This window comes from Streptomyces mirabilis (genome assembly GCF_039503195.1).
GTDB lineage: Bacteria > Actinomycetota > Actinomycetes > Streptomycetales > Streptomycetaceae > Streptomyces > Streptomyces mirabilis_D.
In genome coordinates, this window is the sequence record NZ_JBCJKP010000001.1 from 1,834,280 (window position 1) to 1,849,009 (window position 14,730).

Genomic DNA, 14,730 nt, shown 5'->3' on the forward strand with positions numbered 1-14,730 from the left:
GGTTAACAAATTAGTATGCGGAGGCATCTCTGGGAAGAGACGAAATGCGAAACCTGGGCCACACCGGTCCGCAAACCCCATCACCAGGACAGATCCCGCGGAGCCGCGGAAGAGGGAGAGCCCGATGTCAGCAGCCGAGGGTCCGCTCGTCGTCGGGGTGGACACATCCACCCAGTCCACCAAGGCCCTGGTCGTCGACGCCTCGACCGGACAGGTGGTGGCGAGCGGGCAGGCGCCGCACACCGTCTCCACCGGGGCGGCCCGCGAGAGCGACCCGCGGCAGTGGTGGGACGCGCTCCGCGAGGCGCTGCACCAGTGCGGCGAGGCGGCCCACGAGGCCGCCGCGGTGTCGATCGGCGGCCAGCAGCACGGGCTCGTCACCCTCGACGCCCACGGCGATCCCGTACGCCCGGCCCTGCTGTGGAACGACGTGCGCTCGGCGCCACAGGCCCGTCGGCTGGTCGAGGAGCTGGGCGGGCCGAAGGCCTGGGCCGAACGCACCGGCAGCGTGCCCGGCCCCTCCTTCACGGTCACGAAGTGGGCCTGGCTGGCCGAGCACGAACCCGACGCCGTCCGAGCGACCGCGGCCGTACGGCTGCCCCACGACTACCTCACCGAACGCCTCACGGGAGAGGGCACGACCGACCGCGGCGATGCCTCCGGTACCGGCTGGTGGGCGTCCGGTACGGAGAGGTACGACGAAGAAGTCCTCGCGCACGTCGGACTCGACCCGGCGCTGCTCCCCCGTATCGCCCGGCCCGGCGAAGTGGCCGGAACCGTGCACGCCCGCGATGAGCTGCCCTTCTCCAAGGGCACGCTGGTCGCCGCGGGCACCGGCGACAACGCCGCCGCCGCGCTCGGCCTCGGACTGCGCCCCGGCACCGCCGTACTGAGCCTCGGCACCTCCGGCACGGTGTACGCCGTCTCGACACGGCGCCCCGCCGACCCGACCGGCACCGTCGCGGGCTTCGCCGACGCACGCGGCGACTGGCTTCCGCTGGCCTGCACCTTGAACTGCACGCTCGCCGTCGATCGAGTAGCCGCGCTGCTGGGTCTCGACCGCGAGGCGGTCGAACCGGGCGCCGGCGTGACGCTGCTCCCCTACCTGGACGGCGAGCGCACCCCGAACCTGCCCCATGCCTCGGGGCTGCTGCACGGCCTCAGGCACGACACGACGGGCGGGCAGCTGCTGCAGGCGGCGTACGACGGCGCGGTCCACTCGCTCCTCGGCGCCCTCGACCTGGTGCTCGACCCGGACGCGGACCGCTCCGCGCCGCTGCTGCTCATCGGCGGGGGCGCCCGGGGAACGGCCTGGCAGGAGACCGTACGCCGGCTGTCGGGACGTCCGGTTCAGGTGCCCGAGGCCAAGGAACTGGTCGCGCTGGGCGCCGCCGCGCAGGCCGCGGGCCTGCTGACCGGCGAGGACCCGGCCGCGGTGGCCCGCCGCTGGGGAACGGCCCACGGGCCGGTGCTCGACGCCGTGGACCGGGACGAGGAGACGCTCGCCAGGATCGCCGGGGTACTCTCCGACGCGGCCCCGCTCCTGGAACGGGAACCGAACAAGGACTGAGCAAACACTGAGCGAGCGCGGACGAGGACAGCCCCCAGTGGGACCGGCCGGACGAGGACTGACGGAGGCATGACCGCACCACTGCACGAGGCCCACCCGACCGGTTCCGGCCGTCGACTGCCCGACACCCAACAGGGCATGCGCCGCCGCAACCTCTCCCGTGTCATGCACACCGTGAGTGCGGAGGGGCCGCTGTCGCGTGCCGCCGTCGCCTCGCGCATCGGTCTGACGCGGGCGGCGGTCTCGACGCTGGTGGACGAGCTGATCCGCTCGGGGCTCCTCGAAGAGCTGGGCCCCGAGCGGCCCGGACGGGTGGGGCGACCGGGCTCGGCACTCGCCGTCAGCGGGCGCGGTCCCACCGGGATAGGCGCGGAGGTGGGCGTCGACCATCTGGCGGTGTGCGCCGTCGATCTGCGCGGTGCCGTACGGGCGCGGGCGGTGCGGCACGGCACGAACCGCGGGCGACCGCCCGAGCCGGTGCTCCAGGAGCTGACCGCGCTGGTGCGGCAGGTCGTCGCCGAGGCCGAACGGGAGGGGCTGTGGCCCGCGGGCCTGGCGGTCGCGGTGCCCGGCCTGGTGGCCCGCGACGACCGGACCGTGGTCCGTGCCCCCAACCTCGACTGGCATGACACGGATCTCGGCGCGCTGTTGCCAGGGGACCTCCCGCTGACCGTGGACAACGAGGCGAACTTCGGCGGTCTGGCGGAACTGTGGCTCGGCGATGCCACCCCACGTGACTTCCTGCATGTGTCCGCGGAGATCGGCATCGGTGCGGCCGTGGTCGTGGACGGACGGTTGCTGCGCGGGACCCGCGGTTTCGCGGGCGAGCTGGGGCATGTGCCGGTGTGGCCGGACGGGCCTCCTTGCCCGTGCGGCGGACGGGGCTGCCTCGAGCAGTACGCGGGTGAGGAGGCCGTGCTGCGCGCGGCCGGTCTGGAGCCGCGTGAGGACCGGGTCGGGCTGCTGACCGAGCGTGCCGCCCGGGGCGACGCGGAGGTACGGCGTGCCCTGCGCGACGCCGGGACCGCGCTCGGGATCGCGCTCACGGGCGCGGTCAATCTCCTCGATCCGGAGACGGTGGTGCTGGGTGGAGCGCTGTCCGGTCTCGCACCGTGGTTGCTGCCTTCGCTGGAGGGCGAGCTGGCGCGGCGCACGGCGGGCCCCGCCTGCGCCGTGTCCGTGTCACCCCTGGGGCCCGAGGGGCCATTGCTGGGGGCCGCCCACTCGGTGGTGCGGGCGGTGCTCGACGACCCGGCGGGGTTCGCGGGGCAGGCGTAGCGCGATCATCGCGGCCACGACGGCCATCGCAGCTGTCGCGACCATCGCGGTCGATGACCCGGTGCCCAGGGTCCCTTTCCCCCTCACGGGTGACCGCGTTGTCCACAGTCCCCGAGTTGTCCACCGACGAACGCCGAGCCCTCCCGCCCAACCCGCAAGCGCCGTACCGTAATTCACGCGAGGCACAGCCGTCGGGCCGATGGTCGGCTGTCCGGGCCAATCGGGGGATCGGGGGGCAGATGTCGGAGGAGACGGTTCCGGGACTGCGGCGCGAGGCTGTTGGGCTGCGGGAGGTCCTGTTCCAGAGCATCACGGCCATGGCGCCGGCCGCGGCGGTCGCCGCGTCCATTCCGTCGGGCGCGGCCTTCGCGGGCGGCAGTCTGCCCCTTTCCGTGCTGATAGCCCTCGTCGCCTGCCTCTTCACCGCGTCCTGTGTGGCCGAGCTGGCACGACGGTTGCCCACCGCGGGCTCGGTGGCCACGTACGCGGCCCAGGGACTGCACCCGGCCGTGGGGTTCCTCGTCGGCTGGGGCTACGTGTTCGTCGAGGCGCTGGTGCCACCGCTGCTGCTCCTGCAACTCGGGTTCACCACCGCGGGCACACTGCATCAGCAATGGTCCTCCTACCCGGACGACCTGTGGTGGCCGTGGTCGCTCGCGGGCGCGGCGATCATCGCGGTCGCCGGATACTTCGGAGTGCGCGCCTCGGCCCGTTTCGGCACCGTCCTCGGCGTCTTCGAAGTGCTGGTCTTCCTCGTCTTCGCGATATGGCTGATCGCCAAGGCCGGGAGCGACAACACGCTGTCGGTGTTCGGGACCTCGCACACGGCCGAGGGGTACGAAGGCGTCAGTGGTGTGTTCGCGGGATCGGTCTACACGGTGCTGGCCTTCGCCGGATTCGAGGCAGCGGCGCCACTCGCCGAGGAGACGAAGGATCCCCGCCGGACCATGCACCGCGCGGTCCTCGGCGCGGCGCTGGGAATCGGTCTCTTCTACGTCCTCACCACGTACGCCATGTCGGTGTACTTCGGGCCCGACCGCTTCGGGGGCTTCGGAGCCTCCGGCGCGGCGTCCTGGGAAGGCGTGGCCCGCGCTTCCTTCGGAGTGTTCTGGGTGCTGGTGTTCCTGGCGGTGGTCAACTCCACGATCGCCAACGCCAACGCCTGCGCGACGGTCTCGACCCGTACGGCCTTCGCCCTGGCCCGGATCAAGGTGTTCCCGCGGCTCTTCGCGCACGTGCATCCGAGGCACCGCTCCCCCGTCGCCGGCGTCGCCGCGCAGTGCGGCGTGGCGGTCGCGGCTGTGCTGGGCCTCGGTCTGTACTACGACCCCGTCACGGCGTTCCTGCTGCTCGCGACGGTGATCGTCACGGTCGTCATCGGCGTGTACATCGTGGTGAACCTCGCCTGTGCGGGCTATTTCCTGCGCCGCAGACGCGAGTTGCTCAAACCGGTGCGGCATCTTCTCTTCCCTCTGCTGGGCATCGTCGCCTTCGTGCCCGCGCTGCTGACGGCCGCGGGCCTGCCCGTCTTCGACTTCGTTTCCGAACTCACCGCGCCCGTTTCGTATGCGGGACCGGTTGTCGGAGTCTGGATGGCGGCCGGAGTCGTGGTATTGATCGTCCTGTCGCGCCGCCACCCCGGGCGCATAGCCGAGACCGCCCGTGTTCACCTCGACGAGACCTCGTCCCCCGAGTCCCCCGACCCTCGGCAGAGCGGAGCCGTGCAGCCATGAGTGACCCCCGCATCCTGACCGTGCGCCCCGAACCGGGCGAGTACGCCTGGACGTTCGGCGGCGCGCCGCCCGTGGCACGCATCGCGCCGGGCACCGTCCTCGATCTGTACACGGAGGACTGCTTCGCCGGGCGGGTGCGCTCGGAGAAGGACCTGGTGTCCGAGGTGTGCGAGTTCCCGTTCCTCAATCCGCAGACCGGCCCCTTCCATGTGGAGGGCGCGGAGCCGGGCGACACCGTGGCCGTGCACTTCGTGTCGATCGAGCCCGCTCGCGACTGGGCGGCCTCGACGACGGTCCCGCTGTTCGGCGCGCTCACCTCCACGCACACCACGGCCACGCTGCAGCCTCCGCTGCCGGAGACCGTGTGGATCTGGCAGCTCGACCGGGAGCGGCGCACCGCCCTGTTCAGCGCCCGGGACAGCGAGATCCGGATCGAGTTGCCCATGGACCCGATGCACGGCACCGTCGGAGTGGCGCCAGCGAACCTCGAGGTGCGCTCCGCGCTGGTGCCTGACGCGCACGGCGGGAACATGGACACTCCGGAGATGCGGGCCGGCGTCACCTGTTTCCTCGGGGTGAACGTCGAGGGCGCCCTGTTGAGCCTCGGTGACGGGCATGCCCGGCAGGGCGAGGGCGAGACATGTGGTGTGGCCGTCGAGTGCGCGATGAACACGATGGTGATCGTCGAGTTGCTCAAGGGAGTCGCCACCCCTTGGCCGCGCATCGAGTCCGACACGCACATCATCTCGACCGGCTCGGCACGCCCGCTGGAGGACGCCTTCCGCATATCGCAGCTCGACCTGGTGCAGTGGTTGGTGCGCGACTACGGGTTCAGCGAGCTCGACGCCTACCAGTTCGCGACCCAGGCGGTCGAATCGCCGCTCGCCAACGTCTGCGACACCAACTACACGTGCGTCGCCAAGATCCGCAAGGAGTGGCTGCCCGCGCGCGAGACACACCGCGGCTTGCACGCGCGACTGAGTGACACCGCCGCGACGCTGCGACGCTGAGCGCGGCTGACCCTGCCTCCCTATCATCGAAAGGCTCCCCCATGGAACGGGCCAGATCGTTCCCGAGCCGGCGACGCCTGCTCAAGGGCGGCGCCGCCCTCGCCGCCCTCCCCTACGCGTTACTTCCCGGCGCCAAGGCGACGGCGGAGACGGCGGCCGTCGACTATCCGCTCGCCGAATGGGCACCGGCGAGCACCTCCAACTACACGGCGTCCAGTCGGCCGACGGCCTATCCGCTCGACTACGTGGTCATTCACGTCACGCAGGAGACCTTTCCCCGAACCGTGGCCATCTTCCAGAACCCCCAGAAGAAGGTGTCCGCGCACTACCTCGTGCGATCGGCCGACGGGCATGTCGCCGAGTGCGTCAGGGAGCGTGACATCGCCTGGCACGCGGGGAACTGGGACTACAACACCCGCAGCATCGGCATCGAACACGAGGGCTGGGTGGACCGGCCCGCCTATTTCACCGACGCGCTCTACGAGGAGTCCGCCAAGCTCACGGCCGCGATCTGCGCGAAGCACGGCATCCCCAAGGACCGGGCTCACATCATCGGCCACTACGAGGTACCGGGCACCGACCACACTGATCCGGGGCCGAACTGGGACTGGACGCGGTACATCAAGCTCGTCAACTTCGCCTGACGGAGCGCCCGCCGCGGCTCCCGACGACCCACGCCCATGTGAGCGCCGCGTGAGGAGCTCCGTCACGGTGCTTGTCCACGCCCGCACCGGGAGTGACGATGGTCTCAGCCGCATCGCCTACCGGGAGGCCGAGTTGACCGAACCGTGGGTGGCCCTCGAACCAGGAGCCGATCCCGTCGAGCGGGTGCGGATACTGCGCCGCGCGCACGAGGCGTTCACCGAGGCGGGCACGGTGCCGCGACCGGTGCGCTCCGTGGTGGCCGATTCCTGGCGGCGATCGGCACGGGCCGGTGTCGCACCGGACGGCACGGCACGGGTGGAGCTCACGGACGGCGACCTGGGCTCCTACCGGGCGGAGCATCCGCTGGCCCGGGTGATGCCGCTCTTCCGGGAGCTCATGGGGACGTTCGCGGCGGACGGCGAGCACCTTCTCGCGGTGTGCGACGCGCAGGGCCGGCTGTTGTGGGTCGAGGGACATCCGGCGACGCGACGGCTGGCGGGGCGGATGAACTTCGTACCCGGCGCGCGATGGTCGGAGACCTCGGTCGGCACCAACGCGCCGGGAACGGCGGTCGCTGTGGACCGGCCGGTGCAGGTGTTCGCGGCCGAGCACTTCATCCGCCGGGTCCAGCCCTGGACGTGCGCCGCGGCGCCGGTGCACGATCCGCGCACGGGGCGGGTGCTCGGCGCGGTGGACATCACGGGCGGGGACGGGCTCGCGCATCCGCACAGTCTCGGTTTCGTGCAGGCGGTGGCGCGGGCCGCCGAGTCCCAGTTGGCACTGCTCACACCGGCGGAAGCAGCGGCCGACACGGTCGAGCTGACCGCGCTCGGCCGCGACGAGGCCCAACTGGTGGCGGGCGGCCGGAAGGTCAGGCTCAGCCGCAGGCACAGCGAGATCCTGGTGCTGCTGGCAAGACACCCGGAGGGGCTCTCGGGCGACGAGTTGCTGTGCGCGCTGTACGAGGACGAGTCGGTGACGCCGGTGACCCTGCGCGCCGAGCTGACCCGACTGCGCCGGCTGCTCGGCCCCGGCCTGCTGGGCTCGCGGCCCTACCGGCTCACGGCGCCGGTCGAGTCCGACGTGGCGGTCGTCGAACGGCGGCTCGGCACGGGTGCGGTCACGGCGGCAGCGGCGGCGTACGTCGGTCCGCTGCTGCCGGGTTCGAGGGCCCCGGCCGTGGTGCGGTTGCGGCGCCGCCTCGCCGACGGGCTGCGTACGGCCCTCATCGCGCGTCGCGACCCCGACCTGTTGGCGGACTGGGCGCGCGCGCCGTGGGGCGAGGACGACCTCGACGTATGGCGGACGCTGGCCGCCGTACGCCCGACGGCGACGGTGCGGGCCCGACTGGAGGCTCTGGAGCACGAACAGGCCGCGCCACCGGGCCGACCGTACCCCGCGGCGCTCGCGGAACGGCGACGGTCGGTTGCCGGGCAGGGCCGGCCTGCTTCGTCCGCAACGTCGTTGCAACGTCCGCGCTCCTAGCCTCGCGGCGAGAGCTGTCCAACGGCGGGCAGCGCTTCTCCGGGAGGCAGACCAGCATGACCCGTTACGCGGCGCCCGGCACCGAGGGCGCGATCGTCTCCTACCAGGCGCGTTACGACCACTTCATCGGCGGCGAGTACGTGCCGCCGGCTCGTGGGCAGTACTTCGAGAACCCGAGTCCGGTGAACGGACAGCCGTTCACGGAGGTCGCGCGGGGCACCGCCGAGGACGTGGAGCGCGCCCTGGACGCGGCGCACGCGGCCGCGCCCGGCTGGGGCCGCACCTCCGTCACCGCGCGAGGCGACATCCTGCTGAAGATCGCCGACCGGATGGAGGCGAACCTGGAGAAGCTGGCGGTCGCCGAGAGCTGGGAGAACGGCAAGCCGGTGCGCGAGACCCTGGCCGCCGACATCCCGCTGGCCATCGACCACTTCCGCTACTTCGCGGGGGCGATCCGCGCCCAGGAGGGCTCGCTCGGCGAGGTCGACGACGACACCGTCGCGTACCACTTCCACGAGCCGCTCGGGGTCGTCGCGCAGATCATTCCCTGGAACTTCCCGATCCTGATGGCGGTCTGGAAGCTCGCCCCGGCGCTGGCGGCGGGCAACGCGGTCGTCATCAAGCCCGCCGAGCAGACCCCGGCGTCCATTCACTACTGGATGAGCCTGATCGCGGACCTGCTCCCGCCGGGCGTCGTCAACATCGTCAACGGCTTCGGCGTGGAGGCGGGCAAGCCGCTCGCGTCCAGCCCGCGGGTGGCGAAGGTGGCATTCACGGGTGAGACCACGACCGGGCGGCTGATCATGCAGTACGCCTCGGAGAACATCAAGCCGGTCACGCTGGAACTCGGCGGCAAGTCCCCGAACATCTTCTTCGACGACGTCTGGGCGCAGAACGACGACTTCCGGGACAAGGCACTCGAGGGCTTCACGATGTTCGCCCTCAACCAGGGCGAGGTCTGCACCTGCCCGTCACGGGCGCTCGTCCAGCGTGGTCACTACGGCGAGTTCATGGAGGCGGCGGTCGCCCGCACCGAGCTGATCAAGCCGGGCCATCCGCTCGACACCGACACGATGATCGGGGCGCAGGCCTCCAACGACCAGTTGGAGAAGATCCTCTCCTACCTGGACATCGGTCGGCAGGAGGGTGCCAGGATCCTCACCGGTGGCGAACGTGTCGAGCACGACGGTGAGTTGAAGGGCGGCTACTACGTCCAGCCGACGATCTTCGAGGGTGACAACCGGATGCGGATCTTCCAGGAGGAGATCTTCGGACCGGTCGTCTCGGTCACGTCGTTCGACGACTTCGACGACGCCATCAAGACCGCCAACGACACGCTGTACGGCCTCGGGGCCGGCGTATGGACGCGCGACATCAACACCGCCTATCGCGCGGGCCGTGCGATCCAGGCGGGCCGGGTGTGGACGAACTGCTACCACGCCTACCCCGCGCACGCGGCGTTCGGCGGCTACAAGCAGTCCGGCATCGGACGCGAGACGCACAAGATGATGCTGGAGCACTACCAGCAGACCAAGAATCTTCTGGTGTCGTACTCGCCGAAGAAGCTGGGCTTCTTCTAGGCGCGCGAAAAAAGGCGCCTGACCTGGTCTTTCACCCGTCAGGCGCCTTTCCCTCAGCTTGCTCTCGGCCGAGCCCGGCTTGCGTGCTAGCTCCCAGTTCCTCCCAGACCTGTACCGCTCCTGACCAGTACTTCCGGACCAGTCACGGACCAAACCCACTCTTCAGCCCTCGGTTGCTTCGCCTTGGCTGACACGCCCCCACTCCTGCATCGACTGCTCGATGAGGCGGTTCGCCTGTTCTCGAACGCCGTCGAGGAACTTGGCGTAAGGACGCCAGATAGGCGCGACACCAAACGCACGTGCCATGCGGGTCAAGACAGGGCCCAGAAGGGCCTTCACGGCCTCCTCGGTTTCCCCAAAACGTGGGAAGTTCACCTAGCGACCCAACCGAACTACTCATCGATGCAGGTCAGTCAGCTCGCACGCCGCACGTTGGTGCCCTGGGTACCCGCGCGGGAAGGGGCTGCTCAGTCCAGATGGTCTTGCCGGTGCCGGTATATCGCGTCCCCCAGCGCTCGGTGAGCTGGGCGACCAGCATGAGGCCGCGTCCGCCCTCGTCGAAGATGCGGGCGCGGCGCAGGTGGGGTGAGGTGCTGCTGGCGTCGGAGACCTCGCAGATCAGCGTCTTTTCCTTGATCAGCCGCAGCTGAATGGGCGCGCCACCGTAGCGGATGGCGTTGGTCACCAGCTCGCTGACCACGAGTTCCGTGACGTAGGTCAGCTCGTCCAGCTCCCAGGCGTGGAGTTGGGCGGTCGCCCGAGAGCGGGCGCCTGCGACGACCTCCGGATCGTTGGGGAGGTCCCAGACGGCGATGTGCCCGCTGTCCAGAGCACGTGTACGGGCGATGAGCAGTACGGCGTCGTCGGTGGGCCGCTCGTCGAGCAGCGCCTTGAGCACCTTGTCGCAGGTGGTCTCCAACGACGAAGCGGCGGCGTCGGCGAGGGCGCCGCGCAGGGCATGCAGACCGGCGTCGGCATCGCGATGGCGTGCCTCGATCAGGCCGTCGGTGTACAGCGCAAGGAGACTACCTTCGGGAACTTCGTGGTGGACGCACTCGAGCGGAATCCCGCCCACGCCGAGTGGCGGGCCGGTGGGCAGTTCGAGGAAATCCACTCTGCCATCAGGGCGCACCAGTGCGGGCCAAAGGTGACCCGCACTGGCGAGCGAGCACATGCGGGAAATGGGGTCGTAGACCGCGTACAGGCAAGTGGCTCCGAGTTCTCCCGTCGACGCCTCCGCACCGGAGTCGGGCCCGGAACTTAGCCGGACCACAAGGTCGTCAAGGTGGGTGAGGAGCTCGTCCGGGGCCAGATCGACATCGGCGAGGGTACGCACGGCCGTGCGAAGGCGCCCCATGGCGGCCGAGGCGGCGATGCCATGGCCGACCACATCGCCGACCACGAGGGCGACGCGGGCGCCGGAAAGCGGGATGACGTCGAACCAGTCACCGCCGACGCCGATGTGCGAGTCTGAGGAGAGGTAGCGGCCAGCGACGTCCACGGCTGCCTGCGCGACAGTCCCCTGTGGCAGAAGGCTGTGCTGGAGAGCCAGTGCCGTCCTGTGCTCGCGGGTGTAACGGCGGGCGTTGTCGATGCAGACCGCGGCGCGCGCCGCCAGCTCCTCGGCGATCTGCAGGTCGTCGGGTCCGTACGGCGCGGCTGAGGGAGCCAATCGGGTGAAGAGGGCGACGCCGAGGTTGGTACCGCGAGCGCGGAGCGGCACCGTGATCAGCGACTGCGCGCGATACCGAACCACCCAGGTAGCCCGGTCGGGGTCGTGGGCCAGCCAGCGGGTGATCTCGGGCTCCCCGATCTGGTGCACGGTGCCGTGGCCGGTGGCCAGGCACCGGACCGGCGGTGAGAACTCCGGGTAGCGGGCCAGCTCGCCGACTGTGACTGCGGGCTTCACACTGGAGCGGATGGCTGTGCGCCGCAGCAGCAGGGGCCCGTCGACGGGGATCAGCGGGGGCTCGTCGCCGCGCAGCACGGTGTCTAGGAGATCGACGGAGACGAAGTCCGCCAGGGCAGGCACGGCTACGTCGGCCAGCTCCTGGGCGGTCCGGGGCACATCTAGGCTGCTGCCGATACTCCTGCTGGCCTCGTTGAGCAGCGCCAAGCGCTCGCGGGCCACGTACTGCTCGGAGAAGTCCAGGGCGGCCAGCTGCACGCCGTGCACCAGTCCGAGAGAGTCCTTGAGCGGGGTGAAGTGGACGATCCAGGCGTGCGCGTGGGGCTCTCCCGGGACTCTGACGTAGTTCTCGATGTGCTCGGGCTCACCGGTCTGCAGCACGCGATCGAGAGATCGCTCGGGAGCCTGGAAGCCCTGATCTGGCATGTGCTCGGTGATCCGGAGCCCCCGAAGCTCCCGCTCGGAGGCGGCGAGCTGCTTGGTCATGGGCTCGTTGACGCGCAGGAATCGGCCCTCGGAGTCGTAGATCGCCAGGGAGAACGGGGACTGGTCGAATGACCAGCGGATCAGTGGGTCCGTGTCGCGCTCCGTCTCCTCCCGCACCGGGACGCCCTCCAGCAGCCAACCGGCTCGCCCGTCACCCGTGGGCAGCGGGCACGCGCGCAACCGGCACTCCACGGCGCTGCCGTCCTGGTTGCGGAGTGCCACCGGCCCGGTCCAGCCCTCCTGCCGGGCGAATCGCTCACGAGCAGCCGCGGGGAGGGCTGAGGCGAGGAGCTCTGCCGCGGGCAGGCCGACAGCCTCGGCGGCGGAGAGCCCGAGCAACTGCTCCGCACCGGTGCTCCAACAGGTCAGCACACCGTCCGGAGCCGCCACTGCCAGAGCCCCAGCAGCGGGAAGCAAGTCACCAGGGCAGCGCTCCGGTGGGTCCATAGTCGATCATCTCGCCTTCGAGTCCCGTGCTGATTCCAGGATCTCTCGGTCCTGGAGCTTGTTCCCGTCAAGCGATCGCACGCGTGGGACTGCGCTGCCGGACAGCCGGCCGGATGGGTCTCATAGCCTGCGTGTTGTGGCGGCCATGGCAGGACGCACCGCAGGTTGCGGCCGACGGTGACGGCCAGACCGGCAGCGGCCCACGTGCCCAGGGGTACTCCGGCGCGATGCACTGCACGTCGGCGGGCGCGGGTGAGCTCGGCATCTTGCGGCACGGCCGTGGGGCCTGCGTGGCTGTCCGCCACGTCTGCACGCTCACCCCTCGACCAGGCCGCCTGAACGATCGACGCGTTGCGCTCGGGAGAGTGTCTGCCCCTTTGGTGGGACCGATCCACGGTGACGGATGTCTTCGGACGATGCGGCGCCCGCGGCCCCGAAGCGCCGTGGCTACCGCCGTCGCGCTCGCCGAATCGTCCGGCCAATACTGGGTGATCAACTCTCCCGGCGTCGAATCCGGGCAACGACGAGCTCCTGTTTCGGCAGGAACGGCACCGCATCCAGCCGCTCCAGGCCGTCCCGCCCGCGGGCGGCGAGTTCCTGGGCCGCATAATCGCTCGCGTGAGCGACCTGCCCGTTCCCTTGCCGCCCGGATCTGCACCTGCGGGTGCTCCTGCCTGGCTGTCCCATGATGCCGTCCGATGGGCAAATCCCAGGTTGTCGCGCTGGGCACAGCCTCGGTGGCCGGTACTGACGCTGCTGATGACCGTGATCGCGGCGATGATTCTGGAGCCGGAGCAGCGCTGCACGGTGGCGGCCCCTTGCGGGCCGGACTGGGTGGGCATGATCCAGGTGGGACTGGCCGTGGTGCAGCTGTTGTGGTACGTCCGGCTGCCGGAACTCACGCTCGTGTCGGGACCGGTGCTGGCGGTCATGGTGGCGGTGGAGGAGTTTCCCCTGCCCGATACCGCTTCCGACGCCGCCAACGCCGCCGTGATCGCGGCACTCGCCTTCGGGTGGGCCGCATCCTGGCAACGGCTCGCTCTTCGGCGACGGCAACGGCGCCTCGCAGAGCAGGCGGCCGCCGGGGTGCGGCACCCGCTCCCCGGCGGCATGGGCCCGCTGCGGCGGGGGATTGTTCCCATCGTTGCCGGGCTGGTGCTGTGCGCCGTGGCGGGCGTGGCGGTCGACCAGGGCCTGCGGGGCATTCACGAGGACGAGCAGCGGGCCGCGAAGGCGGTGTCGGTATCGGCCGTCGTCCTCGGCCAGGGCGAGGAAACGCTGCGCGTGCGCAGCTCGGACGGCTCGAAGCGCACCGTCGACGCCGTCTTCCCCGAGGACTACGACACCGGCAGCGTCGTGACGCTTCTGTCGGACGGTACGTCTACACCAGCGGCGGCGTTCTCGAGATACGCCGCGCCGACGGGAAGACCTGGGCACCGTCCCTGGGCTGGCTCTGGATGGAACGCCGCCTTGGCCTGCGCCCGTCGTACCTGAGAGCCGCGGAGGAGATCTCCGCCATGCACGCCCACCCCGAGCTCCGCCCCACCGAGGAGAGCCCGGCGCGCGCCCACGGCCTCCCGCTCGGCCCGTTGTTGGCGGTGCTCTACGCCCTGTGGGCGGCCGCTCTCCTCATCCTGTGACCGCGGCTGTCAGCCCGGACTATGCCGGATTCGTGGTTGGAGTCGACCACCACAGCCGCCGGCTACGTCCCCCCGTATCCATGCGCACATGATCGCGGGGAGTCGCGGAAGCCGGTGCACCTATCCGGTCGCACGAGAGAGTTGGCTACCCGTACAGCAAGGTTGATTCGTACGGGCGCGGAGCTGTGTGGGGCCCGCCACCGGGTGCTGATCTCCACCGGGGTACGGGCCCGGCCGTGGTTCGTCGAGTCCGAGGCGGCCCTGGCATGTGGCAGATCGCGGTGGTGATCGAGTGCTCGACGGCGACCAGGGCAACCCCCGGTGAACAACTCCCTGTGTGGATCTGAGGGCAGCCGGGGACCGCCGGCGAGTCCAGCGTTGATCGATTAGATGGCCGCAGGTACGGGCGGGGGCCAGGGAGAGGCCGTGTTTGCGTGCGGTCGCCACGGCACGGGGGTGGACGCGCTGCGCGGGCTCGGTTCCTGCCGAGGCTGCGCCGTCGGTCTCCTTCGGAGCGGGATCGCTCGATCAGGCCGACCTGTTCGAGCAGGGACATGAAGGCGGCGGTGTCTAGGCTCCGGAAGGGTTAGTTCCGCAGCACGAGGAACGGGATGTCCAGGGCCGCGGAGATGAGCGTGAGGGTGGGGCGCGAGCAGCCCGCGGGAGAACGAGCGCGCCGCCCGCCGCGGCGGCGTAGGGCTGGGCGGTGTGGCTGAGAGCGCTCGCAAGGGCGGCGGTGTCGCCGGGGACGGCCGCAGCCATCCCGTCGAGGGCGGAGCTGTCGCTCGAGCGCCACGAAATCCGCTTCACCCGGGGCGTGTCAACCCATGATCGCGCCACCGTTCCGTCATGGACATCTCAGGAACAACACATGAGTTGACCAGGAACAGCAAAGGACAGTCACAGTTTCAACGATCTTCTTGTTGGCATGTTCCAGCCACTCATAG

The 14,730-nt window shown here is 70.5% G+C and carries 11 protein-coding genes; 9 read left to right on the forward strand and 2 right to left on the reverse strand.

Going from position 1 to position 14,730, the window contains the following annotated elements; translation table 11 throughout:
- Positions 1-124 precede the first annotated feature (124 nt).
- The 7 genes from xylB (at position 125) to exaC (ending at position 9,301) form a co-directional block, all read left to right on the forward strand.
- A complete protein-coding gene (gene xylB, locus AAFF41_RS08865; RefSeq protein ID WP_319750621.1) occupies positions 125-1,570 on the forward strand; it encodes a xylulokinase in 1,446 nt (481 codons plus the stop codon).
- A gap of 69 nt (positions 1,571-1,639) precedes the next feature.
- Positions 1,640-2,848, forward strand: a complete 1,209-nt coding sequence (locus tag AAFF41_RS08870; protein ID WP_343323804.1) for an ROK family protein — start codon at positions 1,640-1,642, stop codon at positions 2,846-2,848.
- 239 nt (positions 2,849-3,087) lie between these two features.
- Positions 3,088-4,581, forward strand: coding sequence for an APC family permease (locus tag AAFF41_RS08875; protein ID WP_343323805.1), 1,494 nt, complete (start codon positions 3,088-3,090; stop codon positions 4,579-4,581).
- Positions 4,578-5,591, forward strand: a complete 1,014-nt coding sequence (locus AAFF41_RS08880; protein WP_319750624.1) for an acetamidase/formamidase family protein — start codon at positions 4,578-4,580, stop codon at positions 5,589-5,591. The genes AAFF41_RS08875 and AAFF41_RS08880 overlap by 4 nt, the downstream gene beginning before the upstream one ends.
- Before the next feature lie 41 nt (positions 5,592-5,632).
- Entirely contained in the window at positions 5,633-6,235 is a 603-nt protein-coding gene (locus AAFF41_RS08885) for an N-acetylmuramoyl-L-alanine amidase (RefSeq protein ID WP_319750625.1), read from the forward strand.
- 133 nt (positions 6,236-6,368) lie between these two features.
- Positions 6,369-7,721, forward strand: a complete 1,353-nt coding sequence (locus tag AAFF41_RS08890; protein WP_319750728.1) for a GAF domain-containing protein — start codon at positions 6,369-6,371, stop codon at positions 7,719-7,721.
- A gap of 56 nt (positions 7,722-7,777) precedes the next feature.
- The gene (exaC, locus tag AAFF41_RS08895; protein WP_054228929.1) at positions 7,778-9,301 is read left to right on the forward strand and encodes an acetaldehyde dehydrogenase ExaC; all 1,524 of its coding nucleotides are present in this window, start codon (positions 7,778-7,780) and stop codon (positions 9,299-9,301) included.
- A gap of 162 nt (positions 9,302-9,463) precedes the next feature.
- On the opposite strand, the gene AAFF41_RS08900 is transcribed toward exaC, so the two are convergent.
- On the reverse strand, positions 9,464-9,640 hold the full coding sequence (locus AAFF41_RS08900) for a hypothetical protein (RefSeq protein WP_183127850.1): 177 nt from the start codon (positions 9,638-9,640) through the stop codon (positions 9,464-9,466).
- 70 nt (positions 9,641-9,710) lie between these two features.
- Positions 9,711-12,086 (reverse strand): ATP-binding SpoIIE family protein phosphatase, encoded by a 2,376-nt coding sequence (locus AAFF41_RS08905; RefSeq protein WP_319750626.1) that lies wholly within the window; start codon positions 12,084-12,086, stop codon positions 9,711-9,713.
- 675 nt (positions 12,087-12,761) lie between these two features.
- On the opposite strand from AAFF41_RS08905, the gene AAFF41_RS08910 reads away from it, so the two are divergent.
- Both AAFF41_RS08910 and AAFF41_RS08915 read left to right on the forward strand, forming a co-directional pair.
- Positions 12,762-13,637 carry a hypothetical protein gene (locus AAFF41_RS08910; protein ID WP_343323806.1) on the forward strand — a complete coding sequence of 292 codons (876 nt, stop codon included), beginning with the start codon at positions 12,762-12,764 and terminating at the stop codon, positions 13,635-13,637.
- 23 nt (positions 13,638-13,660) lie between these two features.
- Complete coding sequence (locus AAFF41_RS08915; protein WP_319750629.1) at positions 13,661-13,783, forward strand: hypothetical protein; 123 nt, start codon at positions 13,661-13,663, stop codon at positions 13,781-13,783.
- Positions 13,784-14,730 lie beyond the last annotated feature (947 nt).

What these genes read in the sequence shown, in the direction of transcription:
- xylB (WP_319750621.1), top strand. Translation starts at nt 125, where the DNA reads ATGTCAGCAGCCGAGGGTCCGCTCGTCGTCGGGGTGGACACATCCACC.
- AAFF41_RS08870 (WP_343323804.1), top strand. Translation starts at nt 1,640, where the DNA reads ATGACCGCACCACTGCACGAGGCCCACCCGACCGGTTCCGGCCGTCGA.
- AAFF41_RS08875 (WP_343323805.1), top strand. Translation starts at nt 3,088, where the DNA reads ATGTCGGAGGAGACGGTTCCGGGACTGCGGCGCGAGGCTGTTGGGCTG.
- AAFF41_RS08880 (WP_319750624.1), top strand. Translation starts at nt 4,578, where the DNA reads ATGAGTGACCCCCGCATCCTGACCGTGCGCCCCGAACCGGGCGAGTAC.
- AAFF41_RS08885 (WP_319750625.1), top strand. Translation starts at nt 5,633, where the DNA reads ATGGAACGGGCCAGATCGTTCCCGAGCCGGCGACGCCTGCTCAAGGGC.
- exaC (WP_054228929.1), top strand. Translation starts at nt 7,778, where the DNA reads ATGACCCGTTACGCGGCGCCCGGCACCGAGGGCGCGATCGTCTCCTAC.
- AAFF41_RS08915 (WP_319750629.1), top strand. Translation starts at nt 13,661, where the DNA reads ATGCACGCCCACCCCGAGCTCCGCCCCACCGAGGAGAGCCCGGCGCGC.